The 16,446-nt window shown below is 69.5% G+C and carries 14 protein-coding genes; 11 read left to right on the top strand and 3 right to left on the bottom strand.

All coding sequences use genetic code 11. The features are described from left to right. Positions 1–131 precede the first annotated feature (131 nt). The 7 genes from OVA30_RS22760 to OVA30_RS22730 all read left to right on the top strand — a co-directional run bounded on the left by OVA30_RS22760 (position 132) and on the right by OVA30_RS22730 (position 6,172). On the top strand, positions 132–1,106 hold the full coding sequence (locus tag OVA30_RS22760) for an aliphatic sulfonate ABC transporter substrate-binding protein (protein WP_268177032.1): 975 nt from the start codon (positions 132–134) through the stop codon (positions 1,104–1,106). Positions 1,107–1,114: 8 nt separating this feature from the next. After that, positions 1,115–1,747: a LysE family translocator gene (locus OVA30_RS22755; RefSeq protein WP_268177030.1), complete on the top strand. Its 633-nt coding sequence runs from the start codon at positions 1,115–1,117 to the stop codon at positions 1,745–1,747. Between the two features lie 60 nt (positions 1,748–1,807). Continuing rightward, positions 1,808–2,647, top strand: a complete 840-nt coding sequence (locus tag OVA30_RS22750; protein WP_012779024.1) for an ABC transporter permease — start codon at positions 1,808–1,810, stop codon at positions 2,645–2,647. Between the two features lie 7 nt (positions 2,648–2,654). Beyond that, the gene (locus tag OVA30_RS22745) at positions 2,655–3,434 is read left to right on the top strand and encodes an ABC transporter ATP-binding protein (RefSeq protein ID WP_268177029.1); all 780 of its coding nucleotides are present in this window, start codon (positions 2,655–2,657) and stop codon (positions 3,432–3,434) included. A 76-nt stretch (positions 3,435–3,510) separates the two neighbouring features. Beyond that, complete coding sequence (locus tag OVA30_RS22740) at positions 3,511–4,020, top strand: OsmC family protein (protein ID WP_003600767.1); 510 nt, start codon at positions 3,511–3,513, stop codon at positions 4,018–4,020. 26 nt (positions 4,021–4,046) lie between these two features. Then, positions 4,047–4,745 carry a response regulator transcription factor gene (locus OVA30_RS22735; protein WP_056114398.1) on the top strand — a complete coding sequence of 233 codons (699 nt, stop codon included), beginning with the start codon at positions 4,047–4,049 and terminating at the stop codon, positions 4,743–4,745. Then, the gene (locus OVA30_RS22730; protein WP_268177026.1) at positions 4,742–6,172 is read left to right on the top strand and encodes a HAMP domain-containing sensor histidine kinase; all 1,431 of its coding nucleotides are present in this window, start codon (positions 4,742–4,744) and stop codon (positions 6,170–6,172) included. The genes OVA30_RS22735 and OVA30_RS22730 overlap by 4 nt, the downstream gene beginning before the upstream one ends. Positions 6,173–6,179: 7 nt before the next feature. Here the strand turns inward: OVA30_RS22730 and OVA30_RS22725 are convergent, their stop codons facing one another. Continuing rightward, complete coding sequence (locus tag OVA30_RS22725) at positions 6,180–6,395, bottom strand: hypothetical protein (RefSeq protein ID WP_012605502.1); 216 nt, start codon at positions 6,393–6,395, stop codon at positions 6,180–6,182. A gap of 438 nt (positions 6,396–6,833) precedes the next feature. Here OVA30_RS22725 and OVA30_RS22720 point away from each other — a divergent pair, with 438 nt between their 5' ends. The 4 genes from OVA30_RS22720 (at position 6,834) to aqpZ (ending at position 12,783) form a co-directional block, all read left to right on the top strand. Further along, positions 6,834–7,511, top strand: a complete 678-nt coding sequence (locus tag OVA30_RS22720) for a DUF2161 domain-containing phosphodiesterase (RefSeq protein WP_268177024.1) — start codon at positions 6,834–6,836, stop codon at positions 7,509–7,511. A 241-nt stretch (positions 7,512–7,752) separates the two neighbouring features. Continuing rightward, complete coding sequence (locus tag OVA30_RS22715; protein ID WP_268177023.1) at positions 7,753–10,716, top strand: bifunctional [glutamine synthetase] adenylyltransferase/[glutamine synthetase]-adenylyl-L-tyrosine phosphorylase; 2,964 nt, start codon at positions 7,753–7,755, stop codon at positions 10,714–10,716. A 50-nt stretch (positions 10,717–10,766) separates the two neighbouring features. Then, a complete protein-coding gene (locus OVA30_RS22710; protein ID WP_268177022.1) occupies positions 10,767–11,660 on the top strand; it encodes a 3'-5' exonuclease in 894 nt (297 codons plus the stop codon). A 382-nt stretch (positions 11,661–12,042) separates the two neighbouring features. Next, complete coding sequence (gene aqpZ / locus OVA30_RS22705) at positions 12,043–12,783, top strand: aquaporin Z (RefSeq protein ID WP_268177020.1); 741 nt, start codon at positions 12,043–12,045, stop codon at positions 12,781–12,783. Positions 12,784–12,852: 69 nt separating this feature from the next. Here aqpZ and OVA30_RS22700 read toward each other — a convergent pair whose 3' ends face one another. Further along, positions 12,853–13,569, bottom strand: a complete 717-nt coding sequence (locus OVA30_RS22700) for a PhoH family protein (protein ID WP_003603768.1) — start codon at positions 13,567–13,569, stop codon at positions 12,853–12,855. A 411-nt stretch (positions 13,570–13,980) separates the two neighbouring features. Then, complete coding sequence (locus OVA30_RS22695) at positions 13,981–16,368, bottom strand: ATP-dependent helicase (RefSeq protein ID WP_268177019.1); 2,388 nt, start codon at positions 16,366–16,368, stop codon at positions 13,981–13,983. Positions 16,369–16,446: the final 78 nt, after the last annotated feature.

The raw sequence follows: 16,446 nt of genomic DNA, 5'->3' as shown, positions 1-16,446 counted from the left end.
GGCGGCATCGGCCGGTTGCAGGCAACTCAACCGTTCTGTTCCGCGGATTTTTCGTTTGACGAAACGAACGTGACTGTTCTAGCCATCAGGTGGATCCGGCAACAAGCCGGGCCGATATGGGAGACAGCCGCATGATTCGACGCCGCACCGTCCTCTCCGCCTTCGCCGGATTGTTCGGCCTCCTCGCGACCGGTTCGAACCTGCGGGCTGCCGACGTCTCCGAGATCCGGCTCGACTGGGCGACCTACAATCCGGTCAGCCTCGTCCTGAAGGAGAAGGGCTTTCTGGAAGAGGCGCTGAAGGCCCGCGGCATCAAGGTGCGCTGGGTCCAGTCGCTCGGCTCCAACAAGGCGCTCGAATTCCTGAACGGCGGCGCCATCGATTTCGGCTCTTCGGCCGGGGCGGCCGCACTCCTGGCGCGCATCAACGGCAACCCGATCAAGGTCGTCTACGCCTATTCCCGGCCGGAATGGACCGCGCTCGTCACCCGCAAGGAGACCGGGATCGGCAAACCCGCCGACCTCAAGGGCAAGCGCATCGCCGTCACCCGCGGCACCGATCCCCACATCTTCCTGATCCGCGCCCTCCAGGGTGCCGGACTCACCGAGAAGGATGCCAAGCTCGTCCTGCTCCAGCACGCCGACGGCCGCACGGCGCTCGACCGCGGCGACGTCGATGCCTGGGCCGGGCTCGATCCGATGATGGCCGCCGCCGAGATCGAGAGCGGCGACGTGCTGTTCCACCGCGATGCCGCCGCCAACACCTGGGGCGTGCTCGACGTGCGCGAGGATTTCGCCAAGGCCCATCCCGATCTCGTGAAGGTGGTCATCGCCGCCTACGAACAGGCCCGCACCTACGCGCTCGCCAACCCGGACGCCCTGAAGAGCGCGCTCGTCTCGGCCACCAAGCTGCCCGAAGCGGTCATCGCCAAGCAGATCGAGCGCACGGACCTGAGCCAGCCCGCCGTCGGTTCGGTCCAGGCCGAGAGCATCCGCGCCGCCGGCCTTGCCCTGCAGCAGGCGGGCGTGATCCCCGCGTCCACCGACGTGGCGGCGGCGGTGGACGGTCTGATCGATCCGCAGTTCAACCCGGCCCCGACCCGCTGAGCCTGCCGATGCCGGACGCCGCGCACCTCGCCGCCTTTGCCCTGGTCTGCCTCGGGATGGTGCTCACGCCCGGCCCGAACATGGCCTACCTCGTCTCGCGCACCGTCGTGCAGGGACAAGCGGCCGGGTTGGTGTCGCTGACGGGTGTCGCGGCGGGCTTCGTCGTCTATCTGCTCTGCGCGGCCTTCGGCATCACCGCCCTCCTCGTGGCCGTGCCCTTCGCCTACGATGCCCTGCGCTGGACCGGTGCGGCCTACCTCTTCTTCCTCGCGTGGCAGGCCGTTCGGCCCGGCGGACGTTCGCCCTTCGACACCCGCCCGCTACCGCCCGACGGGGCGGGGCGGCTCGTCGCCATGGGCTTCCTGACGAGCGTGCTGAACCCCAAGATCGCGGTGATGTACCTGTCGTTGCTGCCGCAATTCATCGATCCGGCGGCGGGCGGGGTGCTGACGCAATCCCTTGCGCTCGGCCTCCTCCAGATCGCGGTGAGTCTCGCGGTGAACGCGGTGATCGTCCTGTCCGCCGGGTCCGTCGCTGCGTTCCTGAAGGGGCGGCCCCTCTGGCTCCTCGCGCAACGCTGGTTCATGGGGACGGTGCTGGCGGGGCTCGCGCTGCGCGCGGCGACCGATGCGCGGCGCTGAACGGCCGACCCGGACGAGTCTTTTCGAGAACACGATGCAGATCCGGCGCGGCACCCTGGCATGAGCGTCACCACCGTTCTCTCCGACGACACGGAGCCGAAAGCGGTTCCTGCGCGCCGCTCCGCTCTTCTGGGGGGCGGGGCGCGGCTGGCGCTCGGCCTGCTGCTGCCGCTCGTCCTGGCGCTCGGCTGGGAGGCGGCCGTCGCGGCCGGGCTCGCCTCCGGGCGACTCCTTCCGCCGCCGAGCCGGGTCGCGGCCGCGCTCTGGACGCTCGCGGCCTCGGGCGAACTCTGGACCCATGTCGAGGCGACCCTGATCCGTGTCGGCCTCGGCTTCGCCTTCGGGGCCGGCGCCGGCATCCTCGCGGGCGCGCTCACCGCGACGCTGCCGACCCTGCGCTGGCTGGTCGATCCGAGCCTTCAGGCCCTGCGCGCCGTCCCCTCGCTCGCCTGGGTGCCGCTGTTCATCCTGTGGTTCGGCATTCTCGAGACGCCGAAGGTCGCCCTGATCGCGGTCGGGGTGTTCTTTCCCGTCTACATCGGCGTGGCCGGCGCCATCGCCTCGGTCGATCGCAAGCTGGTGGAGGTCGGCCGCATCTTCCGCCTCTCGAAGGTTGCGCTCGCCCGGCGCATCCTCCTGCCGGCCGTGCTGCCGGCCACCCTGACGGCGCTCCGCACCGGGCTCGGCCTCGGCTTCCTGTTCGTGGTCGCCGCCGAACTGATGGGGGCCTCCGAGGGGCTCGGCTACCTGCTTCTCGACGGTCAGCAATTCAGCAAGCCCGACCAGATCCTGGCCGCGATCATCAGCTTCGCCGTGGTCGGCAAGGCCGCCGATGCCGGGCTCGTCGCCCTGACCAGCCCGTTGGTGCGCTGGCAGGACACGGCGCGCGAGACGCTGTGAGGCCGCCATGCTGAGCATCCAGAGCCTGTCCAAGACCTATGCCGACGGCACCCGCGCGCTGGAGGGCATCGACCTTCAGATGCCCAATGCCGAGATCGTCGCGCTGATCGGCGGCTCGGGCTGCGGGAAGACCACGCTGCTGCGCCTCATCGCCGGGCTCGACCGGCCGAGCGCGGGCGACATCGCCCTCGACGGTGAACCGATCACCGGGCCCCATCCCGGCGTCGGCCTCGTGTTCCAAGAGCCGCGCCTGCTGCCCTGGCTGACAGTCGCCGAGAATGTCGGCTTCGGCATCGATCACCTGCCGAGGCGCGAGCGGCGGGAGCGCGTCGCCCACGCCCTGGAGCGGGTCGGCCTCGCCGAACAGGCCGGGCGCTGGCCCCGCGAACTGTCCGGTGGGCAGCAGCAGCGCGTCTCGATCGCACGGGCGTTCGTGGCCAACCCGCGTGTGCTGCTCCTCGACGAGCCGTTCTCGGCGCTCGATGCCTTCACCCGCAAGGATCTCCACCGCCATCTCCTCGCCCTGTGGGAGGAGGTGCGGCCGACGGTGCTGATCGTCACCCACGACGTCGCCGAGGCGGTGGCGCTCGCCGACCGCGCCATCGTCATGCGCCCGCGCCCCGGCCGCCTCGACGACACGGTGGCCCTTCCGATGCGCCGGCCGCGCGACCCGGCGGCGCCGACGAGCGAGGCGGCGACCCGCAACATCCTTGCCGCCCTCGATCATTCGCTGCGCCCGCGCGACGCCTCCCGTGCACCGGAACTCGCCGGCGGCAGCTCGTTCTGAGGTGTCGCGGACTCGCGAAAGCCGCTAAATCCTCGACACCAAGAAAACGCGCCACCAAGAAAACCCGAGGAAATCCATGGACGCCGACGCTCTGCGCGCTCTCCAGGCCCCGCTCAAGAACAAGTACCGTGAGACGCCGGATTCCGCCGTCATCACGCTCAAGGCGAAGGGCTCGCTGGACGACACCAGCATCGCCTGCAAGGTCGAGACCGGCCGCGCGCTGGCCGTGGCCGGCCTGCACCCCGCCACCGGCGGTTCGGGCGCCGAACTCTGCTCCGGCGACATGCTGCTCGAAGCGCTGGTCGCCTGCGCGGGCGTGACGGTGAAGGCGGTGGCGACCGCGCTCGAAATCCCGCTCAAGGCCGGCACGGTCAGCGCCGAGGGCGACCTCGACTTCCGCGGCACGCTCGGCGTCGACAAGGAGGCGCCGGTGGGCTTCCGCTCGATCCGCCTGAAGTTCGACCTCGACACCGACGCTCCCCAGGAGAAGCTCGACCAGCTCCTGAAGCTGACCGAGCGCTACTGCGTCGTGTTCCAGACCCTCAACCACAAGCCGGAATTGTCGGTGAACGCCTCGCGCTCCTGAGCGGCGAAGCGTATCTGACAGGCGTCATGCGCCTGCTTATCATCGAGGACGACCGCGAGGCCGCCGCCTATCTGGTCAAAGCGTTCCGGGAAGCCGGGCACGCGGTGGACCATGCGGGCGACGGCCTCGATGGCTATGCGCTCGCCCGCGAGGGCGATTACGACGTGCTGATCGTCGATCGCATGTTGCCGAAGCTCGACGGGCTCTCGCTCGTGCGCTCCCTGCGCGAGCAGGAGATCGCCACGCCGGTCCTCATCCTCTCGGCGCTGGGCCAGGTGGATGACCGGGTGAAGGGGCTGAGGGCCGGCGGCGACGACTATCTCCCGAAGCCCTACGCCTTCTCCGAGCTTCTCGCCCGCACCGAGGTGCTGGCCCGCCGCCGCACGGCCGCGACCGGCCAGAGCGAGGCCACCGCCTACCGGGTCGGCGACCTCGAACTCGACCGGCTCTCGCACCGGGTGACGCGGGCGGGCCGCGAGATCGTGCTCCAACCCCGCGAGTTCCGTCTGCTCGAATACCTCATGCGCCATGCCGGGCAGGTCGTGACTCGGACGATGCTGCTGGAGCATGTCTGGGACTACCATTTCGATCCGCAGACCAACGTCATCGACGTCCACGTCTCGCGCCTGCGCGCGAAGATCGACCGCGGCTTCGAGCACCCGATGATCCACACGGTGCGCGGCGCGGGCTACGTCATCCGGGCGGACGAGCCGCAAGCCCCGTGAGCCCGACCGCCGCATCGCCGCCGCCGGACGGCCTCCTCGCGCGCCTCGGAAAGATCTTCCGCACGACCGCGTTCAAGCTGTCGCTCGCCTATCTCGTGCTGTTCGCGGTGCTGGCCTCGCTCGGCCTCGGCTACGTCGCCTGGAACGCGCGGCGGGTGCTCGACGATCAGATCCTCTCGACCATCGATGCCGAGATCAACGGGCTGTCTGAGCAATACACGGCGGGCGGGCTGCGCCGCCTCATCGCCGTGGTGGAACGGCGCGCCAAGGAGCCCGGCGCCTCGCTCTATCTCGTGACCACGCCCGCGGGCGAGCACATCGTCGGCAACGTCAGCCGGCTGCCGGCCGACATCCTCGCCCGGTCCGGCCAGTACGAGAGCTATTACGGGCGCGGCTCCGATTCGGGCCCGAGCGAGCATCGCGCGATCATGCGGGTCTTCAACCTCGCCGGGGGCTTCCGCCTCGTTGTCGGCCGCGACACCGAGGAGCGCGACCACCTGCGCGCGGCAATCGGCAATACCTTCGGCTCCTCGCTCGCTCTCGTCGTGCTGCTCGGCGTGCTCGGCGGCTGGTTCGTGGCGAGCCGCGTGCTGAAGCGCGTCGACGACATGACCGAGACCACCCGCACCATCATGGCGGGCGATCTCGACGGCCGCTTGCGGGTCGGCGGCACCGGGGACGAACTGGACCGCCTCGCCCAGAACCTCAACCTGATGCTGGAGCGCATCGGCGAACTGATGCGCGGCATGCGGGAAGTCTCAGACAACATCGCCCACGACCTCAAGACGCCGCTGACCCGATTGCGCAACCGGGCCGACGAGGCCCTGCGCACGGCCGAGACGCCGGAGGCCCTGCGCACGGCGATGGAAGGTGTGATCGAGGATAGCGACGGGCTGATCCGGGTGTTCAACGCGCTTCTCACCATCGCCCGCCTGGAGGCCGGCAACGCGCCCGAGAGCGTCAGTCGCTTCGATGCCGGGGCAGTGGCGCGGGAGGTGGCTGAACTCTACGAGCCGTTGGCCGAGGACAGGGGCCTGAGCCTGACCGTCGAGATCGAGCCGGACCTGATTCTCGACGGCAACCGCGAGTTGGTTGGGCAGGCGATCGCCAACCTCCTCGACAACGCCATCAAGTACGGTGCCTGCTCCCCTGCGTCCGGCCCGCAGGAGATCACGGTCAGCGCCGGGCGCGCCGATGGCGTCGTCCAGCTCCGGGTGGCGGATCGCGGCCCCGGCATCCCGGAAGCCGAGCGCGAGCGGGTGCTCGACCGGTTCGTGCGCCTCGATGCCGCCCGCACACGCCCCGGCTTCGGCCTGGGCCTCAGCCTCGTCGCGGCCGTGGCCCGGCTGCATGGCGGACGCCTTGAGCTTGCCGACAATGCTCCCGGGCTCGCCGTCACGCTGAGCCTGCCGGCCGGCGCGGCTTGAAGCGGATTCAGTTTAGGAAATTGCGCACGCCGTCGGGGTCGGCGAGCGTCGCCAGCGGGCTACCGGGGAGCGCGAGGACCACCAGCAGGACCGAGAGCGTGACGGTGGCGAGCCCCAGCACCGCTCCGACCCGCTGCGGTTCGAACCGACGGCTCGCAATCAGGGCGCAACCGAGCGTGAAAACGGCGGCTTCGGCGAAGGGAACGAGGGTGGTGCTGCTCATCGATTCGCTTTCGCCCTTGGTCGCCGTGTCGTCCGCCGGAAGTACCGCGAGAGGATGCCGCTCCGGCCCAGCTGGGATCAACTGAAGAAAGCGTGTGTCTGCTCCCGTAAGCCCTTCATGATAGGACGGCCGGGCCGCGAAAGAATTCTTTTGAGGCAGGGCGCCGGGGCCGAGGGACGGCTCCGACACGCTGTCTTCGTTCGCGCGATCGTCAGAGCGGCTTGCAGGGCCACCGCTTCGACCGGTTCGCCCTGACCATTGAGGCGGCGCTGGCCGGGCTCGGCGCGGCGCGATCCGGTCTGACGGGGGGAGCGGGAAGACGCGTCGCGCGGTGGAGGTCTCGCGCTTCGGGTGGTATCTGCCTCGCGCGTGTCGCCCGATGATCCCTCCGCTCCGCCCCATCCGCCCGGCCTCCCGCGCTTGCCGGTCGCCGCGGCCATGAACGCGTCCGCCCGCCCGCCGGAAACGGCGCTCTACGCGCCGGTGAAGGGCTTCCTCGAAACCCTCGGCTTTGCCGTCAAAGGCGAGATCGGCGGCTGCGACCTCCTGGGCGTGCGCGAGGGCGAGCCGCCGGTGCTGGTGGTGTGCGAGCTGAAGCAGAGCTTCAACCTGGAACTCGTGCTGCAGGCCGTGGATCGCGCCGGCGCCTGCGACGAGGTGTGGCTGGCGGCGCGCCTGTCGGTGCGCGGCAAGGGGCGGGAGGCCGATGCGCGCTTCCGCAACCTGTGCCGGCGCCTCGGCTTCGGCCTTCTCGGCGTCGGTGCCGACGACGGCGTCCATGTCCTTCTCGGCCCTGGAGCACCGATGCCCCGGCGCGATCCCAAGCGGCGCTCGCGCCTTTTGAACGAGCATCGCCGCCGACAGGGCGACCCCGTGGCCGGCGGCGGTTCGCGCGCGCCGGTGATGACCGCCTATCGCCAGCAGGCCCTCCTCTGCGCCCGCGCCCTGGCGCCCGGGCCGCTGCGCCCGCGCGACCTGACGAGCGCCGTCCCGACGGCTGCCGCCATCCTCCGCCGCAACGTCTACGGCTGGTTCGAGCGCACCGGCCACGGCGTCTACGCGCTGACGCCGGCCGGGCACGAGGCGATCGCGCGATGGCCTTCGACGCCGCCCTGACGCGCGCCCTCTTGTGCTCGCGGCGTCTCAAGCCAGAACTTGGACGTGCGGAACGGAGAGCCTTCGCATGAACGACCGGATCACCATCGCTGCCCCCGGCGTCTCGGCTGCGATCGTGCCGCTCGGAGCGGAACTGTCGTGCCGTCCCGAAATGCCCTTGGCAGAACCCGATTTGCGCGTTTGATGGGCAGGGCCGCGGCGCGACGGCGATGCGGACGCTTCGAAGCGAAGAAGGGACGGCATGGGCAGGCGACACGACGGGCAGATTGCCCGCGACGACGGCACGGCGCCCCTGATCGCGCGGCTGGGGCAGGCCCCGCCGCTCTCGAACCCCGAGGCGGCGCAGGCGCGCCTCGACGAGATCGCCGACGCGCTTCCCGACACCCTGCGCGAGGGCCCGGCCCGCGACCTCCTCGCGGCGCTTGCCGACCACTCGACCTTCCTGTGGTCGCTCGCTTCGCGCGATCCTGCCCGCCTCGTCCGCCTGTTCGAAGAGGCGCCGGAAGCGACCGACGCCCGCATCATTGCTGCTCAGCGCGCCGCCGGCCGGGCGGGGGAGGGCGCCGCGCCCGACCTCGATGCGGTCGGCAAGACCCTGCGGCGGAACCGGGCCGAGCACGCGCTCCTCGTCGCGCTCGCCGATATCGGCGGTCTCTGGCCGCTGGAGCGGGTGACCGCCGCGTTGTCCGATTTCGCCGACGCCTCGGTGTCGGCGGCCGTCGATGCGATGCTGCTGCAAGCGGCCGCCGCCGGCCGCTTCCTGCCGAAGGATGCGAGCGAGCCGCAGGCCGGCTCGGGTCTCGTCGTGCTGGGCTTAGGCAAGCTCGGCGGACGCGAGCTGAATTATTCGAGCGATATCGACGTGATCGTGTTCTTCGATCCGGAGGCCGCGCCGCTGAAGCCGGGGCTGGAGCCGACGCCGTTCTTCACCAAGCTGGCGCAGGGCGTCTCGAAGCTGCTGCAGGAGCGCACCCGCGACGGCTACGTCCATCGGGTCGATTACCGCCTGCGTCCCGATCCCGGTTCGACGCCGACCGCGATGAGTCTCGCCTCGGCCTACGTCTATTACGAGACCACGGGCCAGAACTGGGAGCGGGCGGCCTTCATCAAGGCCCGCGCCATTGCCGGCGACATCCCGGCGGGCGAGCGGTTCCTGGCCGACCTCACGCCCTTCGTCTGGCGCAAGTATTTCGACTTCGCGGCGATCGCCGACGTGCACGCGATGAAGCGGCAGATCCACGCCGTGCGCGGGCACGAGGCGCTGGCGGTGGCCGGCCACGACATCAAGCTCGGACGCGGCGGCATCCGCGAGATCGAGTTTTTCGTCCAGACCCAGCAACTCGTCTTCGGCGGCCGGCGCCCGATGCTGCGCGGGCGCTCCACCGTGCCGATGCTGGCCAAGCTGCACGAGGATGGCTGGATCTCAGCGGAGGCGCGCGATGAACTCGGCGCGGCCTACGCCTTCCTGCGCACGGTCGAGCACCGCCTGCAGATGGTGCGCGACGAGCAGACCCAACGCCTGCCGACCGACCGGACCGAACTCGAGAATTTCGCCCGGTTCGCGGGCTTTGCCGACCTCGCCGGTTTCGAGGCGGCCCTGCTCGCCCATGCCCGCCGGGTGCAGGCGCACTATGCCTTGCTGTTCGAGGCCGGGCCCGATCTCTCCTCCGAGGTGGGCGACCTCGTCTTCAGCGGCGCCGCCGACGATCCGGCGACTTTGGCCACCCTGCGCAGCCTCGGCTTCCGCGATCCCGAGCGCGTCACCGACACCGTGCGCGGCTGGCATTTCGGGCGGCGGGCGGCGGTGCGCAGCCCCCGCGCCCGCGAGGTGCTGACCGAATTGGTTCCGGCCCTGCTCAAGGCGCTCTCGGGTACGCCCGATCCGGATGCGGCCCTGGCCAACCTCGACCGCGCCTTTGGCCGGATGCCGGCGGCGGTGGAGCTGCTGACCATCCTGCGTGAACATGAGCGCCTGCGGCTGCTCTTTGCCGACCTGCTCGGCAGCGCCCCGCGCTTGGCAGGCACCGTCGCCTTCTCGCCGCACGTGCTCGACGCGGTGATCGACCCCGATTTCGGCGACCCGTCGGTCGATGCCGGAGCGATCGCCGCGCATTACAGTGCCCTGCTCGGCCGGCCCGACAGCCACGAGGTGTTTCTCGACCGCAGCCGCGACGCGGCCCGGCAACTCCGCTTCCTCACCGGGGCGCGGCTTCTCTCCGGCATCCTGACGCCGCAGGCAGCCGGCCGCGCCTTCTCGGCGATCGCCGACGCCGCGGTGGCGACGGCGCTGGACGCCGTCTCGAAAACATTCTTCGCCGATCACGGCCCGATTCCGAATGGCCGCATCGTCGTGCTCGGCTACGGCCGCCTCGGCTCGCACCAACTCACCGCGGAGTCGGACCTCGACCTCGTGGTGCTCTACGATTTCGACCCGGAGAACCGCACCAGCACCGGCCCCAAACCCCTCGATGCGGCGGTGGCCTATAACCGGTTGACCCAGCGACTCGTCGCAGCACTCACTGCCCCGACCCGCCGCGGCCTGCTCTACGAGGTGGATTTGCGCCTGCGTCCCGGCGGGGGCCAGGGTGCGGTGGCGGCGCAGTTCCGCAGCTTCCGCGCCTACCAGCGTGAAGAGGCAGAACTCTGGGAGCACATGGCGCTGACCCGCGCCCGTGTGATTGCCGGTGACGAAAGCCTCGCCGAGGAGGCGAAAGCGACGATCCGTGACGCGCTGATGCAGCCGCGTGACGCCGACACGGTGAACCGCTCCGTGCGGAGCATGCGCGCCACGGTCGAGAACGAGAAGGGCGATCACGGCCCCCTCGACCTCAAGCTCAGCCCCGGCGGCCTGCTCGACCTCGATTTTCTGGCGCAGGCCCTGGTCCTCGGCCATGCCCACACCCATCCCGATCTGATCGGCCTCGATGCGCCCGAGGTGTTTTCCCGCGCCGCCGGTTGCGGGATCATCGCGGCGGACGAGGCGGAGCCACTGGCCGAAGCCTACCGGCTCCTCGACGACGTGCACCAGTGGCAGCGCCTGATGGTCGAGGGCGACCCGACGCAGGCCTCCGACGTGGCGCTCGCCCGCCTCGCCCGCGCCGCCAACCTGCCCGATGCCAAGGCGCTTAGTGCCCGGCTGGACGAGGAACGGCGGACGGTGCGGACGATTTTCGACCGCCGGCTCGGCCAGCCGAACGACGGTTAAAGCCGTCCGCGCCTTGCGGGATGAGTCCGTGACCCCTTAATCTCAATCCCATGAAGGTCGTCGCGATCGATTTCGAGACCGCCAACGAGCGGCGCGACAGCGCCTGCGCGGTCGGGCTTGCCTGGATCGAGGGGGGCCGCGTGGTGCGGCGCGAATCCCGGCTGATCCGCCCGCCGCAGTTGCGGTTCTCGCCCGGCAATATCCGCGTTCACGGCATCCTGCCGGCGGACGTGCGCGACGCGCCGACCTTTCCCGAAGTCATCGCCGAGTTCCTGCCCGACCTGTCGGGCGGGTTGATGCTCGCGCATAATGCCGGCTTCGACATGGGCGTGCTCGCCGCCTCGCTCGCTGCCTGGGGCGAGCCGGTGCCGGACATGGCCGGCCACTGCACCCTCCAGATCGCCCGGCGCGTGTTCCCCGATCCCGCCGGCCACGGCCTCGCCAAGGTGGCGGGCCGCCTCGGCATCCGCTTCGAGCACCACGATGCGGGCGAGGATGCCTTTGCCTGCGCCGAGATCGCGCTCGCGGCCCTGCGCGAGACGGGTGCGGCCGACATCGGCGACCTCGCTCGCGGCCTCGGACTCACTCCGATCCGTGCCCTCACCACGCCGCGCCGGGACATGACCCGCTCGACTTCGGCGAAGGCGCTGCGCGCCTCGGGCATCGTCGATCTCCGACCCACCAATGCGCTGCGCTTCGCCATGCGCGGCAGCACCGGCAACCGCTACCAGCTCGAATTCGAGGAGCGGACGGACGGGCCGTATCTGCGTTGCTCCTGTCCGGCGGGCACCCACCGTCGCCGCTGCCGCCATGTCGATGCGCTGGTCGAGGGCGACATCACCGAGCTGACGTCAAACAATTTCGACGATGTCGAACGGCTGCGCCAATTGCTCGACGGCAAGAGTGTCGGACCGCTGCGGATCAAGGGCGTCGCCGCTGCCTGAAATGACGGCTTTGCGTGGCTCGTTGAGCGGCATCATGCTGCCGTTCGTGCCTCCTTTCCCTAGCGGGGGCGGCACGCTGTGGACGCCTGTCAGAAAGCCGCTCCCGAAGCGGGCGACCCTCCGCATGGCGTGGTCCTGATCGAAGCTGTGAGAGCGCAGAATCGCCCGTGAGGACGTGGCGGACACGGAGGTGGTACGACTTCTTCATGCCGCTCGACCTATGACGCCGATCATTGTCGGCGCAATCGGCGCGTGAAATCCTCGCCCGATGCGTCCCGGCGGGTGCCGACGCAGACGACCTCGGTCTCGCGGTGCGCCGATTGAACCTTCGACACGATCGATGAGTGCGCGCCGCGCGACCCTCTCAGCAAGAGGTGTCGCCATGGATCACGATACGATGCGTCGGACGACCGCCGAATTCTTCGGTACGTTCTGGCTGACCTTCGGCGGCTGCGGTGCGGCCGTCCTCTCCGCGGCCTTTCCCGAACTGGGGATCGGCTTCCTCGGCGTCGCCTTCGCCTTCGGCTTCACTGTGCTGACGATGGCCTACGCCGTCGGCCACATCTCGGGCGGCCATTTCAATCCGGCGGTCACGCTCGGATTGTGGTCGGCCGGACGCTGCGCGAGCCGGCACGTCTTGCCCTACGTCATCGCCCAGGTCATCGGTGCAACGGTCGCGGCCTTTACCCTCTACACCATCGCCTCCGGCAAGGCCGGCTGGGTGCCGAACGGGTTCGCCTCGAACGGCTATGGCGAACTCAGCCCCGGCAAGTACGGCCTCGCCGCCTGCCTGATCACCGAAGTCCTGACGACGTTCATCTTCCTGTTCATCATCGTCGGCACAACGTCGAAGGGCGCGGCGGCGGGCTTTGCCGGCATCCCCATCGGGTTTGCCCTCGTGCTCATCCACCTGATCTCGATTCCCGTGACCAACACCTCGGTCAACCCGGCGCGCAGCACGGGGCCGGCCCTGTTTGCAGGGCCGGACTACATCGCGCAGCTCTGGCTGTTCTGGCTTGCGCCGATCGCTGGAGCGATCGCGGCCGGCATCGTCGGGCGATGGCTCTACGAACCCGCCGACATGGTCGAGACGAGGGTGCTCGAGAGGGGCGCCGAGATCTGACGGCGGCTCGCCAATGATGACGAGGCAATCCTTGCCCCGTCATCATTCACCGTCAGGCCACCGTGTTTACTAGAGCTTCTCTTCCTCGAACGCCCTGACCCATTCCGCGCAGATGCCGGAGCGGACGATGTCGTCGAGGGTGAACTCCACGATCGGGATCGTCATCATCCGGCTCTTCACGAGGTGGATGACGGTGCGAAGCCCCGATGTCTCGCGCAGGTCGGTCTGGGACACGTCGCCGTTGATGATGACCTGGCAATCGTCGCCGATGCGGGTCAGGAACATCTTGATCTCGGCGGTCGTGGTGTTCTGCGCCTCGTCGAGGATCACGAGGCAGTTCTTGAAGGTGCGTCCGCGCATCACTTCGAACGGCACCACTTCGATGTCACCGGCTTTCACCGCGATGTCGAAGGCGGCCGCACCCATGCGCTCTTTCATGGTTTCGGTGAGCGGCGCGACCCAGGGCGCGATCTTCTCTTCGAGCGTGCCGGGGAAGAAGCCGAGTGAACGGCCGGACGGCACGTTGGGGCGGGTGATGACGACCTTCGAAATCCGGCGCTGGCGGAGAAGATCGGCGGCGCGGGTGCCGGCGATGAAAGTCTTTCCGGTGCCGGCCGGTCCTAAGACGATGACTTGCGAAGATGACGCGAGGGCGTCGAGGTACTGACCTTGTCGATCGGTCAGTGGTTGGATCGGTGCGGGGTTACGTTCCTCGTCGAAGCGGGTGCGATGCATCCGGATCGGTCGGTCCTCAACCAGTTCAAGCCGTGCGCGTCGTCTCTTCATGGATCGATACTCCACCTTGACTCGTGCGTGACTCTCGCAAACTCGCTTTTTCAACCCGTCTCGACTTCCGCGACTCTCCTTCGATTCGGCGAAGACATTGCCGATCTTCGTTCAACTGTACGCAAGAGCAAAGCCAAACCCTATGAGTCGGTTCCACGGCGCAACATGAAGGCTGTGGAGAGCGGCTTTCAGGCAACGCTTCGCCCACGCCGCAAGGGTTGCAGGCGGGGGCGACGGCGGCGTGACGGCTTTGCGAAGAAGCGATGACCCAAGAAGCGTTGACCCAAGAAGCGATGAAACATGCGCCTCTCGGCGCTGCCTGCGGATCGGGACGATCCCTGCCTGGGCCATCGCGGGCGTCGCCCTCCTCGGGCGGCGGCGCAGCCGGCGGATCGCCGCCGGCGGGACGCTTCAACCGGGTTGGAGGAAGCTGTCGAGCACCATTTTCCGGCCGGCCTTGTCGAAGTCAACGGTGAGCTTGTTGCCGTCGATGCCGGCTACGTTGCCGGGTCCGAACTTGGTGTGGAAGACTCGTTGGCCGTGCTCGAAGGTGGAGGGCGCGCCCGTGGATTTGGCGACCAGCTCGCCCTCGATCTCCCGCGGACCGCTCGCGCGGCCGCCCCGGCCCTGTCCCCCGTTCAGTCCCCCTCCAAACCCGCCCGCGGTGTTGGCCTGGGCCCGCTGCCAGCCCGGCGTGCCGTAGGACGAGCCGAACGGCGTCGGGTTGCGGTCGAAGCGTGAGGCGCCGGCCGAGAAATGCGCGGGGGCCTCGACCACGTCCACGGCCTGCGGCGGCAACTCGTCGATGAAGCGCGAGGGGATGGTCGAGGACCACAGCCCGTGGATGCGCCGGTTGACGGCGAAGGACAGCTTGGCGCGCTTGCGGGCGCGGGTGAGCCCGACATGGGCGAGACGTCGCTCCTCCTCCAGGCCCGCCCGCCCGCTCTCGTCGATGGCGCGCTGGTTCGGGAAAAGGCCGTCCTCCCAGCCCGGCAGGAACACGGTGTCGAATTCGAGCCCCTTGGCGGCGTGCAGCGTCATCAGCGAGACGCGGTCGGCCCCCTCCGCCTCCGAGGCTTCCATCACGAGGGAGACGTGTTCGAGGAAGGCGGCCATGTCGGGGAATTCCTCCATCGAGCGGACGAATTCCTTGAGGTTTTCGAGCCGCCCGGCGGCGTCGGCCGAACGGTCCTTCTGCCACATCTCGGTGTAACCGGATTCCTCCAGGATGGTCTGCGCCACCTCCGGATGCGGCTTGGTCTCCACCAGCCGCACCCAGCGCGAAAAGCCCTCGACGAGGCCGCGCAGCATCGAGCGGGCCCGCGGCTTCAGCTCGTCGGTCTCGATCAGCTTGCGCGCCGCGGCGAGCAGCGGGATCCGGTCGGCGCGGGCGAAGGCGTGCAGGGTTTGGAGAGTCGCGTCGCCGAGGCCGCGCTTGGGCGTGTTGAAGATGCGCTCGAAAGCGAGGTCGTCGGCACCGTTCATGGTGACGCGCAGATAGGCCAGCGCGTCGCGGATCTCGGCCCGCTCGTAGAAGCGCGGGCCGCCGATGACGCGATAGGGCAGGCCGACCTGCACGAACCGGTCCTCGATCTCGCGCATCTGCGCCGAGATCCGCACCAGCACCGCGATCTCCGAGAGCGCGTGCCCCCTGCGCTGGAGAGACTCGATCGATTCGGCGACCTGACGCGCCTCCTCCTCGGAATCCCATGAGCCCGTGACCGTGACGGGCTCGCCCGCCTCGTCCTCGGTCCGCAGGGTCTTACCAAGGCGTCCCTCGTTCTTGGCGATGAGCCCGGACGCCGCGGCGAGGATGTGGCCGGTCGAGCGGTAATTGCGCTCCAGCCGCACCACGGTGGCGCCGGGGAAGTCGTGCTCGAAGCGCAGGATGTTGTCGACCTCGGCGCCGCGCCAGCCGTAGATCGACTGATCGTCGTCGCCGACGCAGGCGACGTTTTTCCGCGCCTGGGCGAGAAGCCTCAACCAGAGATACTGTGCGACGTTGGTGTCCTGGTACTCGTCCACGAGGATGTAGCGGAAGCGGTCCTGGTAATTGGCCAGGATGTCCGGATTCTCGCGCCACAGCTTGAGGCAGAGCAGCAGGAGGTCGCCGAAATCGACCGCGTTGAGCGTCGCGAGCCGGGCCTGATACGCCGCGTAGAGCTGCCCGCCCTTGCCGAAGGCGAAGGACTGCGCCTCGCCCGGCGGCACCTGTTCGGGACTCAAGCCCCGGTTCTTCCAGCCGTCGATGGTGTGGGCCAGCGAGCGCGCCGGCCAGCGCTTCTCGTCGATGTTCTGGTCGCTGATGACCTGCTTCATCAGGCGGAGCTGGTCGTCGGTGCCGAGAATCGTGAAGTCGGATTTCAGCCCGACGAGTTCGGCATGGCGGCGCAGGATCTTGGTGCCGATGGCGTGGAAGGTGCCGAGCCAGGGCATGCCCTCGCCCGCCGGCCCGATCAGCCCGCCGATGCGGTGCTTCATCTCGCGGGCGGCCTTGTTGGTGAAGGTCACCGAGAGGATGTCGTAGGGACGCGCCTTGCCGGTGGCGATGAGGTGGGCGATGCGCGTCGTCAGAACCCGCGTCTTGCCGGTGCCCGCGCCCGCCAGCACGAGCACGGGGCCCTCCGTCGCCTCCACGGCGCGGCGCTGCTCCGGGTTGAGGCCGGAGAGGTAGGACGCGCCCTCGGGTCGCAGGGCAGCCATGGCGCGGGCGGCGATGGAGGTCGGGGCCGACGGCGCTTCGTCGTCGGACGGGCGCGGCCGGAACGCGCCGGGCGCGTCGTTGGGCTCTTGCATCATGCGCGCATCCCTGGACCAAAAGGCGAACGCCGTCGAGACCCGATCCGGAACCGGCGGCCCCCCTCACGCGTCACTCGG

The organism is Methylorubrum sp. SL192, from assembly GCF_026672325.1.
Taxonomy (GTDB): domain Bacteria; phylum Pseudomonadota; class Alphaproteobacteria; order Rhizobiales; family Beijerinckiaceae; genus Methylobacterium; species Methylobacterium extorquens.
This window is presented reverse-complemented; position numbering and strand designations above follow the sequence as displayed.

What these genes read in the sequence shown, in the direction of transcription:
- OVA30_RS22755 (WP_268177030.1), top strand. Translation starts at nt 1,115, where the DNA reads ATGCCGGACGCCGCGCACCTCGCCGCCTTTGCCCTGGTCTGCCTCGGG.
- OVA30_RS22700 (WP_003603768.1), bottom strand. Translation starts at nt 13,569, where the DNA reads ATGAAGAGACGACGCGCACGGCTTGAACTGGTTGAGGACCGACCGATC.
- OVA30_RS22740 (WP_003600767.1), top strand. Translation starts at nt 3,511, where the DNA reads ATGGACGCCGACGCTCTGCGCGCTCTCCAGGCCCCGCTCAAGAACAAG.
- OVA30_RS22710 (WP_268177022.1), top strand. Translation starts at nt 10,767, where the DNA reads ATGAAGGTCGTCGCGATCGATTTCGAGACCGCCAACGAGCGGCGCGAC.
- OVA30_RS22695 (WP_268177019.1), bottom strand. Translation starts at nt 16,368, where the DNA reads ATGATGCAAGAGCCCAACGACGCGCCCGGCGCGTTCCGGCCGCGCCCG.
- aqpZ (WP_268177020.1), top strand. Translation starts at nt 12,043, where the DNA reads ATGGATCACGATACGATGCGTCGGACGACCGCCGAATTCTTCGGTACG.
- OVA30_RS22735 (WP_056114398.1), top strand. Translation starts at nt 4,047, where the DNA reads ATGCGCCTGCTTATCATCGAGGACGACCGCGAGGCCGCCGCCTATCTG.
- OVA30_RS22725 (WP_012605502.1), bottom strand. Translation starts at nt 6,395, where the DNA reads ATGAGCAGCACCACCCTCGTTCCCTTCGCCGAAGCCGCCGTTTTCACG.
- OVA30_RS22745 (WP_268177029.1), top strand. Translation starts at nt 2,655, where the DNA reads ATGCTGAGCATCCAGAGCCTGTCCAAGACCTATGCCGACGGCACCCGC.
- OVA30_RS22750 (WP_012779024.1), top strand. Translation starts at nt 1,808, where the DNA reads ATGAGCGTCACCACCGTTCTCTCCGACGACACGGAGCCGAAAGCGGTT.
- OVA30_RS22715 (WP_268177023.1), top strand. Translation starts at nt 7,753, where the DNA reads ATGGGCAGGCGACACGACGGGCAGATTGCCCGCGACGACGGCACGGCG.
- OVA30_RS22760 (WP_268177032.1), top strand. Translation starts at nt 132, where the DNA reads ATGATTCGACGCCGCACCGTCCTCTCCGCCTTCGCCGGATTGTTCGGC.
- OVA30_RS22720 (WP_268177024.1), top strand. Translation starts at nt 6,834, where the DNA reads ATGAACGCGTCCGCCCGCCCGCCGGAAACGGCGCTCTACGCGCCGGTG.